Origin of the sequence: Brevibacillus dissolubilis, from assembly GCF_006170445.1 — a bacterium.
In the GTDB taxonomy this organism is placed as follows: Bacteria; Bacillota; Bacilli; order Brevibacillales; family Brevibacillaceae; genus Brevibacillus_B; species Brevibacillus_B dissolubilis.
Genome location: NZ_VCNA01000015.1, coordinates 120,839 through 137,857 on the forward strand (window position 1 = coordinate 120,839; position 17,019 = coordinate 137,857).

General features: G+C 48.9%; 18 protein-coding genes. 6 read left to right on the plus strand and 12 right to left on the minus strand.

What is annotated here, in order from left to right; all coding sequences use genetic code 11:
* Window positions 1-17 precede the first annotated feature (17 nt).
* The 12 genes from FGI41_RS22255 to rpmH form a co-directional block, all read right to left on the minus strand.
* A complete protein-coding gene (locus FGI41_RS22255; RefSeq protein ID WP_139492497.1) occupies window positions 18-866 on the minus strand; it encodes a ParB/RepB/Spo0J family partition protein in 849 nt (282 codons plus the stop codon).
* Window positions 863-1,621: a ParA family protein gene (locus FGI41_RS22260; RefSeq protein WP_139492498.1), complete on the minus strand. Its 759-nt coding sequence runs from the start codon at window positions 1,619-1,621 to the stop codon at window positions 863-865. The genes FGI41_RS22255 and FGI41_RS22260 overlap by 4 nt, the downstream gene beginning before the upstream one ends.
* A gap of 142 nt (window positions 1,622-1,763) precedes the next feature.
* The gene (noc, locus tag FGI41_RS22265) at window positions 1,764-2,615 is read right to left on the minus strand and encodes a nucleoid occlusion protein (RefSeq protein WP_139492499.1); all 852 of its coding nucleotides are present in this window, start codon (window positions 2,613-2,615) and stop codon (window positions 1,764-1,766) included.
* A gap of 189 nt (window positions 2,616-2,804) precedes the next feature.
* Window positions 2,805-3,371 carry an MgtC/SapB family protein gene (locus FGI41_RS22270; protein WP_139492500.1) on the minus strand — a complete coding sequence of 189 codons (567 nt, stop codon included), beginning with the start codon at window positions 3,369-3,371 and terminating at the stop codon, window positions 2,805-2,807.
* A 143-nt stretch (window positions 3,372-3,514) separates the two neighbouring features.
* On the minus strand, window positions 3,515-4,231 hold the full coding sequence (gene rsmG / locus FGI41_RS22275) for a 16S rRNA (guanine(527)-N(7))-methyltransferase RsmG (RefSeq protein WP_139492501.1): 717 nt from the start codon (window positions 4,229-4,231) through the stop codon (window positions 3,515-3,517).
* A gap of 12 nt (window positions 4,232-4,243) precedes the next feature.
* Complete coding sequence (gene mnmG, locus FGI41_RS22280) at window positions 4,244-6,145, minus strand: tRNA uridine-5-carboxymethylaminomethyl(34) synthesis enzyme MnmG (protein ID WP_139492502.1); 1,902 nt, start codon at window positions 6,143-6,145, stop codon at window positions 4,244-4,246.
* Between the two features lie 12 nt (window positions 6,146-6,157).
* On the minus strand, window positions 6,158-7,534 hold the full coding sequence (mnmE, locus tag FGI41_RS22285) for a tRNA uridine-5-carboxymethylaminomethyl(34) synthesis GTPase MnmE (RefSeq protein ID WP_139492532.1): 1,377 nt from the start codon (window positions 7,532-7,534) through the stop codon (window positions 6,158-6,160).
* A gap of 206 nt (window positions 7,535-7,740) precedes the next feature.
* Window positions 7,741-8,373, minus strand: coding sequence for an RNA-binding cell elongation regulator Jag/EloR (jag, locus tag FGI41_RS22290; RefSeq protein ID WP_139492503.1), 633 nt, complete (start codon window positions 8,371-8,373; stop codon window positions 7,741-7,743).
* Window positions 8,370-9,158, minus strand: a complete 789-nt coding sequence (gene yidC, locus FGI41_RS22295) for a membrane protein insertase YidC (RefSeq protein WP_438358048.1) — start codon at window positions 9,156-9,158, stop codon at window positions 8,370-8,372. The genes jag and yidC overlap by 4 nt, the downstream gene beginning before the upstream one ends.
* A gap of 29 nt (window positions 9,159-9,187) precedes the next feature.
* The gene (gene yidD / locus FGI41_RS22300) at window positions 9,188-9,412 is read right to left on the minus strand and encodes a membrane protein insertion efficiency factor YidD (protein ID WP_218015251.1); all 225 of its coding nucleotides are present in this window, start codon (window positions 9,410-9,412) and stop codon (window positions 9,188-9,190) included.
* A 7-nt stretch (window positions 9,413-9,419) separates the two neighbouring features.
* Window positions 9,420-9,785 (minus strand): ribonuclease P protein component, encoded by a 366-nt coding sequence (rnpA, locus tag FGI41_RS22305; protein ID WP_139492506.1) that lies wholly within the window; start codon window positions 9,783-9,785, stop codon window positions 9,420-9,422.
* A gap of 95 nt (window positions 9,786-9,880) precedes the next feature.
* Window positions 9,881-10,015, minus strand: coding sequence for a 50S ribosomal protein L34 (rpmH, locus tag FGI41_RS22310; protein WP_139492507.1), 135 nt, complete (start codon window positions 10,013-10,015; stop codon window positions 9,881-9,883).
* 513 nt (window positions 10,016-10,528) lie between these two features.
* On the opposite strand from rpmH, the gene dnaA reads away from it, so the two are divergent.
* The 6 genes from dnaA to gyrB all read left to right on the plus strand — a co-directional run bounded on the left by dnaA (window position 10,529) and on the right by gyrB (window position 16,861).
* A complete protein-coding gene (gene dnaA / locus FGI41_RS22315) occupies window positions 10,529-11,890 on the plus strand; it encodes a chromosomal replication initiator protein DnaA (protein WP_139492508.1) in 1,362 nt (453 codons plus the stop codon).
* Window positions 11,891-12,109: 219 nt separating this feature from the next.
* Complete coding sequence (gene dnaN / locus FGI41_RS22320) at window positions 12,110-13,249, plus strand: DNA polymerase III subunit beta (RefSeq protein ID WP_139492509.1); 1,140 nt, start codon at window positions 12,110-12,112, stop codon at window positions 13,247-13,249.
* A 29-nt stretch (window positions 13,250-13,278) separates the two neighbouring features.
* Window positions 13,279-13,497, plus strand: coding sequence for a S4 domain-containing protein YaaA (yaaA, locus tag FGI41_RS22325; protein ID WP_139492510.1), 219 nt, complete (start codon window positions 13,279-13,281; stop codon window positions 13,495-13,497).
* 14 nt (window positions 13,498-13,511) lie between these two features.
* Entirely contained in the window at window positions 13,512-14,630 is a 1,119-nt protein-coding gene (recF, locus tag FGI41_RS22330) for a DNA replication/repair protein RecF (RefSeq protein ID WP_139492511.1), read from the plus strand.
* Between the two features lie 12 nt (window positions 14,631-14,642).
* Entirely contained in the window at window positions 14,643-14,936 is a 294-nt protein-coding gene (gene remB, locus FGI41_RS22335; RefSeq protein ID WP_139492512.1) for an extracellular matrix regulator RemB, read from the plus strand.
* Window positions 14,936-16,861, plus strand: coding sequence for a DNA topoisomerase (ATP-hydrolyzing) subunit B (gyrB, locus tag FGI41_RS22340; protein ID WP_139492513.1), 1,926 nt, complete (start codon window positions 14,936-14,938; stop codon window positions 16,859-16,861). The genes remB and gyrB overlap by 1 nt, the downstream gene beginning before the upstream one ends.
* The last annotated feature ends 158 nt before the right edge of the window (window positions 16,862-17,019 follow it).

Consider the following 17,019-nt stretch of genomic DNA (forward strand, 5'->3'; position numbering starts at 1 on the left):
ATATCACCTTCATCTTTTTATTCTTTGATGTGAAGCAATTCGATGATCCGTTGTAAATCATCGTTGGAATAGAACTCGATTTCGATCTTGCCCTTTTTGCTGCCCATATTGATTTGGACTGCCGTACCGAAACGGTTTTGCAGACGTTCTTCAATTTCGAGCACACCGGCTTCTTTTTTCACTACTTTTTTCTCTTTGGTTTCACGTGAAACATTATTGATCTGCTTCACGGCTTCTTCTAATTGGCGTACACTCCAACCATGCTGGATCGTATCGTTAGCCAATTTCCACTGTGTCTCTTGGTTTTCCACACTGATTAGAGTACGGGCATGTCCCATTGAGATGGACGAAGCAGAAACCATTTCTCTGATCCGGTCTGGTAGCTGAAGAAGGCGTAAAAAGTTTGTAACGTGTGGGCGGCTTTTTCCGATTTTTTTCGCCAGCTCTTCTTGAGTATAGGAGCAGTTGTCGATCAGCTTTTGGTAAGCCTCTGCTTCCTCAATCGGATTGAGATTCTCACGTTGCAGGTTTTCGATCAGCGCAATCTCCATTACTTGCTGGTCACTATAGGTTTTGACAACAACCGGAACTTTAGTCAGACCAGCTACCTTTGCTGCACGGAGTCGGCGCTCTCCTGCTACTAATTCATAGCCCTTGATACTTTTACGGACGATCAGCGGTTGGATGATGCCATGCTCTTTAATTGATTCAGCCAATTCTTGAATGGCGGTAAGTTCAAACTCTTTGCGCGGCTGGTATGGGTTAGGACGAATATCTGATACAACCACTTCAGATACTTGTTCGCCCTCTTCAATCAAATTAGAAGTAATCAATGCCTCTAATCCCTTCCCCAAACGCTTGCTCATATGCCTACCACTTCCTTCGCCAGGTCGGTATATACCTCAGCGCCTCTGGAGCGAGGATCATAACTGATGATAGCTTGTCCATGTGAAGGTGCTTCACTCAGTCGGACATTACGTGGAATGATCGTATGATACACTTTATCCTGGAAGTACTTCTTCACTTCTTCAATGACTTGAATACCCAGATTGGTACGCGCGTCCAACATGGTCAGAAGTACCCCTTCGATCTGGAGGTTAGCGTTCAGATGCTTTTGTACCAAGCGGACGGTATTAAGTAGTTGACTGAGACCTTCGAGTGCATAGTACTCACATTGGATCGGAATCAGCACCGAATCAGCAGCGGTCAATGAATTCACAGTGAGAATACCGAGCGAAGGCGGGCAATCGATCAAGACATAGTCGTACTTATCTTTTACCACTTCGAGTGCTCTTTTCAGACGGATTTCACGGGAGATCGTGGGGACAAGCTCAATCTCCGCACCGGCCAGCTGAATGGTCGCCGGAACAATCTCCAGCCCTTCTACTTCGGTTGGCAAAATGGCATCCACAGGACTAATATCATTAATCAACACATCATATATGCAATAGCGGACATCTGCTTTGTTGACTCCAATCCCACTGGTTGCGTTACCTTGCGGGTCAATATCTACCAACAAAACCTTTTTCCCCAGAGCTGCAAGGCAGGCACTCAGATTGACCGAGGTTGTGGTCTTCCCTACCCCGCCTTTCTGATTGGCTACTGCTATTACTTTCCCCAACTATTCCACCTTCTTTGTTTGTTGTTCCATCAAAAAATTCTTCTTATATCTTACCCTTTTTAGGAGGAAATAGGAATGCATAATGGGTAACATTTTTGTGCAAAAGAAAGGCGGCTAAACAGGCCGCTCTTTCCATTACTGATTATGCTTGTGGTTTTTGGTTCTTAGGGATACGAATGGTGAATTGATAAAACTCGTCGTGATCTTCTTCGTCTGTCTCTAATGGAAGACCCGTCTGGAGAACCATATCAATGGACTGGCGTACTGTATTGATCGCGATGCGGGCATCACGGGAAAATGCTTTCCATCTTGGTTTCTTTTCTTCCTGCTTTGGTTCCTGAGTGGCCTCTAAGAGTTGCTTCACGCGCATCTCTGTCTGTTTCACATTGAGGTCACGTTCGATGATCTCCTGCAGGACGCGAAGCTGGATTTCTTCTTCTTTCAGAGGGATTAAGGCGCGGGCATGACGTTCTGTAACAGCACGGCTTAACAATGCCTCTTGGACAGGCTGTGGCAGGTTAAGGAGACGCAGCTTATTGGCAATCGTGGATTGACCTTTCCCCAGTCGCTGAGCAAGGCTCTCTTGGGTCAGATTATGCAGTTCAATCAGCCTCTGATAAGCATGGGCCTCTTCAATCGCAGTAAGTCCCTCACGCTGCAGATTCTCGATCAGAGCGATAGAGGCCGTCTGCGCATCGTTGAATTCCTTTACGATGGCTGGGATTTTCTCTAGCCCTAATTTTTTAGTTGCTCGCCATCTGCGTTCGCCGGCGATAATCTCATATTTTTCATTGCGGACACGAACAACAATCGGTTGAATAATGCCATGGGTACGAATTGTCTGGCACAATTCATCAATTTTTTCATCATCAAACACGGTACGAGGCTGATAGGGATTGGGAACGATCTCATCCACCGGGATTTGACGGATCTCCTCGTTTTCCGCTTTGTCTGAAAGTCCAAACAAACGCGTAAATTGATCTTTAACTGCCATACCGAAATCCCCCACTTCTAACGTTCACATGAAAAAGCTTGGGAAAATAACTCCAAGCTTCTAACGGACAAACAGGCTTTGCCAACAATTTCTTCTCCCAAAGATATTCTTCATCGAGAGGTTGAAATCCTGCTATTTATATAAGTAGATTCGTAAATGTTTCACGTGAAACGCTGATTCTGCAACACTTCATTTGGAATCGTCTGAGTTAATTCTGTCCCTACGTCTGATCTTACGCTTCGCCTGTATCTCTGTGTAGCGCTCGATTTCATCATCCGGAGTGAATTTGATCGCTTGAAACAATCCGGGGAAAATCCGATGAAAGTCGAGAATGAGAAAGGCAAAAAAAGCGGCGAGAACAGCTGCCACATACATACCTGCACTAAACATCAAACCGATTGCGGAAGCAACCCACATCCCTGCTGCTGTGGTTAAGCCCTCTACTTTTCCATTGAATTTCATGATCGCACCAGCACCTAAAAAGCCCATACCAGTGACGACCTGTGCCGCTACACGACCGGGATCTTGGTTCACCCCAAAGGATGAGAAGCCATAGATGGAGGCCAAACCAAACAGACAGGAACCAAAGCAGACAAGACTATAGGTACGAAACCCAGCCGCCTTTTGACGGTGGATATCTTTATAAACACGTTCGCGTTCGAATCCCATAATGGCTCCCGCCAGGAAAGCCAGTACAAGCCGAAGCACAATCGTTGGTAATTCCGGTGGTATGATGTACGCCCAGAATCCCGCCATATCGCTTCACCCCTTTTGCTACTGTTGCCGTTTCTGTATCTCTTATCATATGTAACACCACCGAAAAGGTCCCCCGCACGTGTAAGAAGAAAGGAGAAGCCAGCACCCGAAAAGGTACTGGCTTTTGTGGTTGTCTGTTGATTTTATACGAGTGGCTTTTTGGCTGGAACACCAGGACGGCGTGGGTAAGCCTTCGGCGTCGCCTCCAGTTTATCAATGATGACAATGTTGCGCTCGCCCGCTTCATCTGGGAGCTGGAAGGTTTCCACCTTACGTGTTTTTCCACCGAGGGTCTTGATCGCCTTCTTCGCTTCATTCAGCTCAAACGATACATCAGAGCCTTTCATCGCTACGAACATCCCGCCTACTTTTGCAAAAGGCATACAAAATTCGGAGAGGAGGTTGAGACGTGCAACCGCTCGTGCCGTCACGAGATCGAAGGATTCACGCAGGTTTTTATCTTGTCCTGCTTCTTCCGCACGGCTGTGATACGGACGGAGGTTGGTCAGGCCCAGCTCATTGCCGACATGCTCTAAGAAATTCATCCGCTTTTGCAAAGAGTCGATGATGGTCATCTCCAGATGCGGGAAGCAGATCTTCAGAGGAATACTTGGAAAGCCCGCTCCCCCACCGATGTCTGCTACCTTGGTCACATCCTGAAGCGGCACATAAAAGGCGAGTGAAACCGAATCGTAGAAGTGCTTGGTGTATACCTCGTCTTCTTCCGTGATTCCGGTCAGGTTCATTTTTTCATTCCATTCGACCAACAAGCGATAATATTGATCAAATTGGTTGAGTTGTTCCGGGGAGAGTTCAATCCCCTTTTCTTGTAGACGCGTGACAAATTGCTCTTTTCCCATGCCAGTCTCCTTCTATTCAGAGGTGCGCGCGAGCACTCGATGATATTGCTCCAAGTATACCATCAACACCGAAATGTCTGCTGGATTCACCCCGGAGATCCGGGAAGCTTGCCCGATATTAAGCGGTCTGATCTTGCTTAATTTCTCCCGTGCTTCCTTAGACATACCTGAAATAGCATGGTAATCGATGGTTGGTGGAATGCGTTTTTCTTCCACCTTTTTCACTTTCTCTACCTGTTGCAGGGACTTGCGGATATATCCGTCATACTTCACCTGAATTTCAACCTGCTCACGTACTTCTGCGGACAATTCCTCAGGTGCTGGAGAGATGCGGTGAATATGATCATATGTCAGTTCTGGACGACGAAGCAATTGAGCGAGGTCGATTACTTCGGTCAATTCTGGGGAACCTGTCTCACGGATGACAGACTGCACATCTTCATTATCCGGGCGAACACGGGTGTTGTGTAGGCGTTCCTTTTCCGCTTCGACTTGTTCACGTTTCTTGGTAAAACGTTGATAGCGATCTTCGCTGATCAGGCCGATTTCATGCCCGATATCGGTCAGGCGCAGGTCGGCATTGTCGTGGCGCAAAAGCAGGCGGTATTCGGCACGGGAGGTAAGCAGACGGTACGGTTCATTGGTTCCCTTGGTCACCAAATCATCGATCAGGACACCGATGTAGGCTTCTTCACGTCCCAACACGATCGGGTCTTTGCCTTGTGCTTTACGTGCCGCATTGATCCCGGCCATCAAGCCTTGACCTGCTGCTTCTTCGTAGCCGGAGGTTCCGTTGATCTGGCCTGCCGTGAACAGACCTTCTACCAGCTTGGTCTCCAGAGACGGCCAGAGCTGAGTCGGGACGATCGCATCGTATTCGATCGCATAGCCTGGGCGCATCATTTTCACATTTTCCATACCGGCCATAGAGCGAAGCATACCCAGCTGTACATCTTCCGGCAGGCTGGTGGAGAGACCCTGTACATACATCTCTTCTGTGTGGCGTCCTTCTGGCTCCAAGAAGATTTGATGGCGCGGCTTATCGTTAAAACGAACCACTTTATCTTCGATGGACGGGCAATAACGCGGACCTGTCCCCTCGATCTGACCGGAGTACATCGGTGCACGGTGCAGATTCTCCTCGATCAGCTCATGTGTCTCAGGATTGGTATAGGTCAGCCAGCAAGGCAGCTGATCCTTGATCGCTTCGGTTGTCTCGTAGGAAAAAGCACGCGGCTCCTCGTCACCTGGTTGGATCTCCATTTTGCTGGTGTCGATGGTGCTTTTGTGAACGCGTGGTGGAGTCCCTGTCTTGAAGCGAACCAGATCAAAACCCAATTCCTTGAGATGCTGGGCCAGACGGATGGATGGACGCATGTTGTTTGGGCCACTCTCATATTGGAGATCCCCGATGATGATTTTTCCACGCAGATACGTCCCTGTGGTCACGACAACCGATTTGGCTGTATAGCGGGCACCCGTCTGAGTGATGACCCCTTTGCAGACGCCATCCTCAACGATCAGCTCATCTACCATCGCTTGACGGAGGATGAGGTTTGGTGTATTTTCAATCGTTTTCTTCATTTCATGCTGATATGCAAACTTATCTGCCTGTGCACGGAGCGCATGGACAGCCGGCCCTTTCCCGGTGTTAAGCATACGCATCTGGATATAAGTCTTGTCTGTGTTGCGTCCCATCTCGCCGCCAAGCGCATCGATCTCGCGGACGACGTGACCTTTGGCCGGACCGCCGACAGACGGGTTACATGGCATATACGCTACCGCATCTAAGTTGATCGTCAAAAGCAGGGTATCACACCCCATCCGTGCCGCAGCCAAGGCTGATTCACATCCGGCATGTCCCGCCCCGATGACGATTACGTCAAAATTACCGCCTTCATATGTTGTACTCATTGGTTCCCCCTCCTACTTGCCCAGACAGAATTGGGAGAAAATCTGGTCAATCAAATCTTCGCCCACACTCTCGCCAATCACTTCTCCAAGAAGCTCCCAGGCTTTTTTAATATCAATCTGTACCATGTCGATTGGCATCTGACCCTCGATCCCCACGATGGCTTCACGGATCGCCTCTTCCGCCTGACGGAGCAGATGGATGTGACGCGCATTGCTGACATAGGTCATATCTTCCTGCTGTACACGTCCGCTGAAGAAGATCTTCGCGATCGCCTCCTCCAGCATCTCGATCCCTTTTTCCTCACGCACCGAGGTCATGACGAGCGGCTGGTTCGGGAAATGCTTCGTTACCTCATTCATATCGATATGCTGTGGAAGATCGGTTTTATTGACGATCACGATCACATTAAGACCCTTGGCAGCTTCGAAGATCGCGTAGTCATCTTCTTTCAGCTGTTCGTTGAAATTGACCACCAACAGCACCAGATCAGCCTGCTGCAACACCTGACGGGACTTCTCCACCCCGATCTTCTCCACGATATCCTCTGTCTCACGAATTCCCGCTGTATCGATCAGACGCAGCGGCACCCCACGAACATTCACATACTCCTCGATCACGTCACGGGTCGTCCCTGCCACATCGGTGACGATTGCCTTCTCCTCCTGCACAAGACTGTTCAGAAGTGAGGATTTACCCACATTCGGTCTCCCAACGATCGCAGTGGAGATCCCCTCTCTGAGGATTTTCCCCTGCTTGGCAGTCATGAGCAAGCGTCCAATCTGGGTTTCGACCTCCCGGCACTTGGTCATCAGCAGATTTTGCGTGAAATCCTCGACATCGTGCTCCGGATAATCCAGCGTCACCTCGATATGGGCCATCGCCTCGATCAGCTCTTGTCTCAGGCTCTTGATCAGCTTGGACAGCTTCCCCTCCACCTGACCCAAGGCCACCTTCATCGCCCTGTCCGTTTTCGCCCGGATCAAGTCGATTACCGCCTCAGCCTGCGACAAGTCAATCCTTCCATTCAAAAACGCACGCTTCGTAAATTCCCCCGGCTCTGCCAGTCTCGCGCCGTTCTCCAAAATCAAATCCAGCACACGCTGCACCGATACGAACCCACCATGACAGCTTACCTCTACCACGTCTTCTCTTGTAAACGTACGCGGTGCCTTCATGATGGCCACCAGAACCTCTTCCACCATCTCATCGGTCTTTGGATCGACCAGCTTGCCGTATTGTATCGTATGACTATCCACAGTGGATAACTGCTGTTTTCCACGATAGATCTGATCCACAATGCGAATAGCGTCCGCTCCACTCACCCGGATGACTGCAATACTGCCTTCACCCATCGGGGTAGCCACGGCCGCAATAGTATCCATGTCCACTTCTTTCACCTCAAAAACCCCATTTGGAGTTATCTACTAACGTACTAGCTTATCATACTTTACCCACAATTAACAGTGAATAAAAAAGCAACCTAACGCGAAAATAGGTTGCAAACTGTAAAAATCACTTATCCACAGTATGTTCGGATTCCATTCAGTCAAAACCCTGATGCCGACTTATCCACAAAAAAAAGAAGCCCGATTACTCAGGCTTCTTTGGCTTGCTTAGGAGAGACCACAATATATCGCTGCGGTTCTTCTCCTTCGCTATAGGTAACCACATCTGTTCGGCTTTGTAGGTAAGCGTGAATCACTTTGCGTTCAGCAGCCGACATCGGTTCGAGGCGTACGCTTCGTCTGGTGCTGACTGCCTTTTGGGCAATGCGTCCGGCCAGCTGTTCAAGAGCTTCCTTACGCTTGGTGCGGTAGTTCTCTGCATCCAATACGATCCGGACATGCTTTTGCGCGTGGCGGTTGGCTACGACATTGACCAGATACTGAAGCGAATCCAGTGTCTGACCACGGCGTCCGATGATCATCCCGAGGTTCTCTCCCACAATATCGAACAGAATTCCATCCTCATGCGGGCGAGTCTCGATGCGGACAGACACCTTCATCTTATCCAGCACATCTGCCAAAAACGCTTTTCCGTCTTCAACCGGATCGTGATTTACTTCTACTTCTACTTTGGCATTCTTCGTGCCGATCAGACCCAGAAAACCTTTACTTGGCTCTTCCAGGACGCGGACTTTCACCCGGCTCTTTGGAACAGCCAATTCTTTGAGGGCCAATTCAACGGCTTCATCAATGGTTTTCGCTGTGGTTACTGCCTTTTTCACTTGCCAGATCCCCCTTTTTTGCCTCCGCCGGCTTGAGGAATGGGACCGCTTTTGCCTTGTCTTCTGACATCTTTATAGAGGAAGTACGTCTGTACGATCATGAACACGTTCCCGTATACCCAGTAGAGGGAGAGTGCAGATGGGAGTGTGATAGAGATCGCTAGGATCATCAGTGGCATCATCACCATGAACATCTGCATTTGCGGGTTGTTCTGCATCTGTTGACCCATCATTTTTTGTTGCAAGTAGGTCGTGGCCGCAGCCAGAACCGGCAGGATGTAGTACGGATCCTTCTCACCGAGGGACATCCACAGGAATGTATGGGTACGAATCTCTTCGGTACGAACAATCGCATGGTAGAACGCAATCAGAATCGGCATTTGCACTAACAGAGGAAAGCACCCTGCGAGTGGATTTACGCCATGCTTTTGGAAAAGCATAATCGTTTCTTGCTGTGCTTTTTGCGGATCGTTGGCGTGCTTTTCACGGATTTTTTGCATTTCCGGCTGAATTTCCTGCATCTTCTTGGAGCTGTTGATTTGCTTGAGCATCAGCGGCAGGGTTGCCAGACGAATCAGCACAGTTGCAACCAAGATCCCAAGTCCATAGCTGCCACCCAGGAATTCTGAGGATTTTTTAATCAGCCAAGAGAGCGGGTAGACCAGCCAGGCATCCCAGAAGCCCCCGTTTGGATTGATTGGTTGCGGGTGCGCAACGTCGCTGCAACCGGCAAGAACAGCCACGAGCAGCACGAGCAGGAGTGTGTAGCGAACACGGCTCTTCAACGTGTGTTCCTCCTTTGTATATGTAGAATTCATGTATCCCTTCGTTCAGGAACAGGATCAAGCCCTCCTGGATGAAACGGATGGCACTTGGCAATCCGCCGAATGGTCAGCCAGCCGCCTTTGAGCGCCCCAAAGCGCCGAATCGCTTCCATCCCATAGTGGGAACACGTCGGAGCAAACCGGCAAGACGGTGGTTTGAGCGGCGAGATGAACAGCTGATAGCCACGGATTAACCACATCAGTAAGCGGGCCATCAGGGCTTCATCCTCCCTTTGGTACAGGCTCAGCCGGCTTCACCACTTTGGCACGCTTGAAGGCATGCAAAAGCGAGCCTTTGATCTCATCAGGCTGCATCAGCTCAACACCCTGACGCACGATGATCACCAAGTCTTGCCCCTCTTTGATCCTACTTTCCAGACTTGCAATCGCTTCCCGTATGGAGCGCTTCACACGGTTTCTTGTGACCGCGTTCCCAATCTTCTTACTGACGGAAATGCCTGCCCGAAACGGACCTTGTCCCTCTTTGGGCAACGTATAAACGACAAACTGCTTGTTGGCCGCAGATGTTCCTTGTTGGAAAACCACTTGGAACTCTTCGTTTTTCCGCAGGCGATGCGAATGATGCAAGGCTTTCAACCCCTACCATCAACATTATAGTAAAAAAGACATGCTGCTATCTCTTCAAATTCTATGTAAGAAAAAAGGCCACTTAAAAGTGTGGCCTAAGCGGATAATACTTTTCTACCTTTACGACGACGAGCAGCCAAAACTTTACGGCCATTTTTCGTGCTCATGCGTGCACGGAAACCATGGTCTTTTTTGCGCTTACGGTTGTTAGGATTAAATGTAGGTCTCATTCTGTTACACCTCCGTCCTACAGGCATTCTTTCGCATTATACTAACTGATCATCAAAAAGTCAAGACAATCACCTTTTAAAAAGCTTGTCCGTTTTATCCCCAACAAATTATTTCCCGCCAGATAGTGCGATGTGGATATTTTAATTATCCACAATACACATTTCGACAACCCTATCGACAACTTGTACACAAAATATAGGGGTGTGTATAGTTATGGTATACTATTTGTGGTATTTGTGGATAAGTAGGAAAAAACCATTGATAACACTAGGTTTTTCTGTTATTATATTTTTGTTTTGAGTCGTGAATAACTACAGGCGGATTTATTCTTTTCCACAGCCTGTGGATAATATTGTGGACAGTTTTCCAGTCTTGTGAGTAAAAATATTCACAGAGATGCGGAGTATGTTCCTATTTTTATCTCTGCACTCTTCTTTCATTAGATAAGCTTAACCTGTTTAACCTGAAATTATCCACAGTATCGCCCCAGTTTTTTGAAAGGAGGGATTTAGGTGGACGCAGCTATTAGCGAACTTTGGCGAAAAGTTCTGGCCAAGATCGAAAAGACCTTGAGCAAGCCAAGCTTCGACACTTGGTTAAAAGCAACCCAAGCCACTACCTTAGAAGAAGATTACCTTGTTGTTGTAGCTCCCAATGAGTTTGCCCGGGATTGGCTGGAATCTCGCTACTCGGCGCTAATCATCGATACACTATATGAGACAACCGGCGTAAATATGAAAGTAAAATTCGTCGTCCCTCAAAATCCCGATTCATCCATCCAAGACGAACTTCAGGTGCCGAAAGCGAAGCCTGCTGTGCAGCCGCCAGTCGCTGACGAGCAGCCACCTAGCATCCTCAATCCGAAGTATACCTTTGATACATTCGTCATCGGTTCTGGCAACCGCTTTGCCCATGCGGCCTCTCTCGCGGTAGCAGAAGCACCGGCCAAGGCATACAACCCGCTGTTTATCTATGGGGGCGTAGGTCTTGGCAAAACTCACTTGATGCACGGGATCGGGCATTATGTGCTCCAGCAGAACCCCAATGCCAAGGTGGTCTACCTCTCCTCCGAGAAGTTCACCAATGAGTTCATCAACTCGATCCGCGACAACAAGACGGTCGAGTTCCGTAACAAATACCGCAACGTCGATGTTCTTCTGATCGACGATATTCAATTCCTGGCTGGAAAAGAACAGACCCAGGAGGAATTCTTCCATACCTTTAATGCCCTCCACGAAGAGAGCAAGCAGATCATCATCTCCTCTGACCGACCACCAAAGGAGATCCCTACTCTGGAAGACCGGCTCCGCTCCCGTTTCGAATGGGGCTTGATCACCGATATTCAGCCGCCTGACTTAGAGACGCGGATTGCGATCCTGCGCAAAAAAGCGAAAGCCGAGAATCTGGATATTCCAAATGAAGTGATGATCTACATCGCCAATCAGATCGACAGCAACATCCGCGAGCTGGAAGGCGCTTTGATTCGTGTTGTCGCTTACTCTTCTCTGATCAACCGTGACATCGATACGAGCCTTGCAGCGGAAGCTCTGAAGGATATCATTCCATCCTCCAAGCCGCGCGTTATCACGATCATTGACATCCAGCGGGCCGTGGGTGAATCCTTCAGCCTCAAATTGGAAGATTTCAAAGCGAAAAAACGGACCAAATCCGTCGCTTTCCCCCGCCAGATCGCTATGTACCTCTCCCGCGAGCTGACCGATGCCTCTCTCCCGAAAATCGGCGATGAGTTCGGCGGCCGCGACCATACGACAGTCATCCACGCCCATGAAAAAATCTCTAAGCAGCTGGCGACGGACCCTGCTCTGCAGACCACAATCCAGACTCTTATGGAAAAGCTCAAAGGCGGCCATTAAACTGTGAATAACCGAAAAAGCCTATACACAACTTATCCACATGTGTATAGGCTTTATTTTTCAGCGTATTTTGGGGTTGTCCACAAACTCACAGCCCCTATTACTACTACTGTCTTTTAAAAAGATTAATCAATTAATACTTAATATGCATACGGCATACAGGCTATGTATGATAAAATCTTGTGATGAAAGTATCTCGATACGGGGGTAAGGTATCTTATGCAAATTACCGTTCAACGTGACAAATTGTCGACTGCTGTCTCTCATGTGACGAAAGCTGTTTCTACAAGAACGACGATCCCGATTTTGACAGGGATTAAGCTCAAGGCAGATGAGGAAGGTCTGACACTCACTGGCAGTGATTCTGACATCTCAATCGAAGTACATATCCCACTGGAAGAAGCAGGTGAATGGGGTGTTACTGTTCACAAGCCAGGCAGCGTTGTACTGACCTCACGTATCTTCAGTGAAATCGTACGAAAACTGCCAGGTAACGAAATTGATATTCAAGTAGATGACCGTCTGGTGACGTTGATTCGCTCAGGCAAAGCAGAATTCACTATCAATGGACTGAATGCAAGTGAATATCCGCAATTGCCACAGCTCGAAGAGGATAAAGTATTCAGCATTCCAAGCGATCTGTTGAAGACAATGATCCGTCAAACTTCTTTTGCTGTAGCCACTTCTGAGATGCGTCCGATTCTGACTGGGATCATGTGGAGTCTGGAGGAAGGCGTACTGAAGTTCGTTGCGACAGACAGCCACCGTTTTGCCAGCCGTTCTGCCCAGGTAGAGTGTTCTAGTGATCTGCGCGTGCAAAATGTTGTCGTACCGGGGAAGAGCTGTAATGAACTGGTGAAGATCATGGACGATGATCAAAATCCGATCGATATCGTCGTGGCCGAAAACCAGATCCTCGTGAAGTCCAAGCATATCCTGTTCTATTCCCGCCTGCTGGAGGGAACCTATCCAGACACCAACCGGATCATTCCGCAAAGCAACAAGACCGAAATCGTGCTGCAAACCAAAGATATCCTCAATGCCATTGAGCGTGCTTCGCTGTTGAGCCGTGAAGGAAAGTCCAATGTAGTGCGTCTGGCTACGATGGCAGACGGTACTGTTGAAGTTTCCTCCAACGCCCCTGAGATCGGAAAAGTAACCGAAATCGTTCAAGCGAATGCGGTAAATGGGGAAGAATTAAAGATATCCTTTAACGCCAAATACATGATCGATGCGCTCCGCTCCGTAGACAGCAGTGAGATCCGTGCAAGCTTCACTGGTGCGATGAGCCCGTTCATCATCCGCCCGACTGATCATGACTGGATTCTGCACCTGATCTTGCCGGTTCGTACGTACTAATTTTGTTTGACAGAAAGGGAGATGCCCTCATGGCACAGACCGTTACGATTACAACTGATTACATCGCATTGGGTCAGTTTCTCAAATTAGCCGGAGTGATTGATACCGGCGGCATGGCAAAGCCTTTCCTTGCAGAAGTGCCGATTAAAGTGAATAATGAGTTGGAGAACCGTCGCGGACGCAAGCTGTACCCAGACGACGTGATTGAGATCGAAGGGTTTGGTGAGTACCGGGTTACTCGGGACTGAGAGGAGACATTTCTTTGTTTCTCAAGGATTTGACGCTGTCCAACTATCGTAACTACCCCAACCTGCAGCTCAAGTTCGATGGGCCGATCAATCTGTTCATCGGCAACAATGCGCAGGGAAAAACGAATGCACTCGAATCCATCTATGTCCTTGCCTTGGCCAAGTCACACCGGACCGCCAAGGACAAGGAACTGATCAAATGGGATGCCGAATATGCCACAATCCGTAGCGACGTGATGCGACGCTACGGTTCTGTGCGTTTGGAGATGCAATTGACGAACAAGGGCAAGAAGGCTAAAATAAATAGTTTAGAGCAGAAAAAATTGAGCGACTACATCGGGACGCTCAATGTTGTGCTGTTCGCTCCCGAGGATTTGGCGATTGTCAAAGGGGCTCCGGCCCAGCGCCGCCGTTTTCTGGATATGGAGATCGGTCAGGTCTCCCCTGCCTATGTCTATCATCTGAGCAATTACAACAAGGTCTTGATGCAGCGCAACCAACTGCTCAAAGATTTGTGGATGAAAAAACAGGCCGGAAATGATATGATTATGATTTGGAATACCCAATTAGCCGAATTAACGGTAAAATTGCTTAAGAAGCGCTTCGAATTCATCAGCAAGCTGGAAGCCTGGGCCAGAGAGATCCATACCGGGATTACGAACGGCAAAGAGCTTCTCACCCTGCATTACCAGAACTCCACCCCGGTCACACCGGAGATGGAGATGAGTGAAGGCATGGATGTGCTGATGACGGAGTATGAGACCCTGTTTGAGCGCGAAAAACAGCGTGGCTCCACCTTAATTGGGGTGCACCGCGATGATTTTTCCCTCAAAGTCAACGGCATCGACGTACAGGCATATGGTTCACAGGGACAGCAACGCACTGCTGCCCTTTCACTAAAGCTGGCTGAGATCGAACTGATCAAACAAGAGGTGGGCGAATACCCGATTCTCCTGCTTGATGATGTATTGTCCGAATTAGATGAACACCGCCAGACCCTCCTGTTAGAAACGATTCAGGACAAAATCCAGACGTTTGTAACGACCACTGGAGTGGAAGGCTTAAAACATCAGGTCTTAGACCAAGCAACTCGGTTTTATGTACGTGAAGGGAATATCTCCATGGAGAACTAGGGAGGAATGGGCATGTTTATTCACATTGGCGGAGATACCGTAGTCAGCATGAAGGACGTGATTACCATCGTGGATCATCAGTCCGTGAAGAACTCCAAGGTGTCCCGCAAGTTCATTGAAGATGAACGTAAAGTAAAGCAATTGGTGGATACGAGTATGGAGGAGACCAAATCCTACATCATCACCAAGGAAGTAATCTTCTGCTCACCGATCTCTTCCCTGACCTTAAAAAAACGTGCCCAGTTCCTGAATCATTTCGATCAATTCCCAGCCGTACAAACTGATTTCGAGGAGTTGACAGAGTAGTGGATCAAGTGACAACTAAAGAAACTAGCTATGATGCGAGTCAGATACAGGTGTTGGAAGGTTTGGAGGCTGTTCGTAAACGTCCAGGTATGTATATTGGCTCAACCAGCAGCCGAGGGCTACATCACCTGGTATGGGAGATCGTAGACAACTCGATTGACGAAGCACTGGCTGGACATTGTGATGAGATTCATGTATATATTCACCCTGACAATTCCATTACCGTAACAGACAATGGTCGCGGGATTCCGACCGGGATTCATGAAAAGACAGGGAAATCCACTGTAGAAACCGTTTTGACCGTTCTTCACGCCGGGGGTAAGTTCGGCGGCGGCGGTTACAAAGTATCGGGTGGTCTGCACGGGGTAGGTTCTTCTGTTGTGAACGCTTTGTCTGAGTGGATGAAAGTAGAAGTAAAGCAGAACGGAAAAATCCACTTCATGAGCTTTGCAGTTGGTGCGCCGGATGGAGATCTCAAGGTCATCGGCGAAACCGAAGAGCATGGCACCAAGGTTACGTTTAAGCCAGATCCGACCATTTTTACGGAAACAACCGTGTATGAGTACGAGATCCTGCAGAAGCGGATCCGCGAGCTGGCCTTCCTCAACAAAGGTCTGAAGATTGCTCTGCATGATGAGCGTCCTGAACAGGAACGCACCGATGTGTTCCACTACGAGGGCGGAATTATCTCATTCGTCGAGCATCTCAACAAAAACCGTGAAAAGCTGCATGAAGAGGTCATTTACTGTGAGGGTGAAAAAGACGGCATGCTCGTCGAAGTCGCGCTTCAGTACAACGACAGCTACGTCAGCAATCTTTACTCTTTTGCCAATAACATCAACACGCATGAGGGCGGTACCCATGAAGCCGGCTTCAAAACAGCTCTCACCCGCGTGATCAATGACTATAGCCGTAAATTTAACTTCCTCAAGGAAAAAGATGCGAACCTCTCCGGGGACGATGTGCGCGAGGGAATCACCGCGATCATCTCTGTAAAGATTCCAGAGCCGCAGTTTGAGGGACAGACCAAAACCAAGCTGGGTAACTCAGAGGCACGCAGCGTCACAGAATCGATCTTTGGCGAGCGTTTTCAGGCATTCATGGAGCAGAACCCAGCCGTAGCGAAAAAGGTCGTAGAGAAGGCTCTGATGGCCGCCAGAGCGCGTGAGGCTGCCCGTAAGGCACGTGAGCTGACCCGCCGTAAAAATGCACTGGAGGTAAGCGCTCTGCCTGGTAAGCTGGCTGACTGCTCCTCCAAAGACCCTGCTGAGAGCGAACTGTTCATCGTAGAGGGTGACTCCGCGGGCGGTTCTGCCAAGCTCGGCCGTGACCGTCATTTCCAGGCGATTCTGCCGCTCCGTGGTAAGGTGCTCAACGTAGAGAAGTCCCGCCTCGATAAAATTCTCGCCAACAACGAAATCCGTGCGATCATCACAGCGCTTGGTACGGGGATTGGCGAAGATTTCGACATCAGCAAGGCCCGTTATCACAAAATCGTGATCATGACGGATGCGGACGTCGACGGTGCGCATATCCGTACCCTGTTGCTTACCTTCCTGTACCGCTATATGCGCAAACTGATCGAAGAAGGCTACGTCTACATCGCACAGCCGCCTCTCTTTAGCATTAAACAAGGGAAACAAATCTATTACGCGTATAATGACCGTCAGCGTGATCAGATCTTATCCCAGCTCAAAGAAGTACCAAAACCAGCGATTCAGCGCTATAAAGGTCTGGGTGAGATGAATGCCGACCAGCTGTGGGAAACCACGATGGACCCTGATGTCCGTACCCTGCTTCAGGTTAACCTTGAAGATGCGATGGATGCTGACATCGTATTTGAGACGTTGATGGGGGATGAAGTAGAGCCACGCCGCGACTTCATTGAGACGTATTCCCGCAATGTCCGTAACCTCGATATCTAAACTGTATACAGCAAAAGGACTTCGTTATGGGTGTGGTCAAGACCCTATTTTGTAGACAGTAAGAAAAACCCCGGCCGTTAGGCCGCAAGCTGACGCCTGTATTCTATAGGGGTCAGCTTGTTTAATTTGATTTGCAGACGCTCTTCATTGTAAAAACG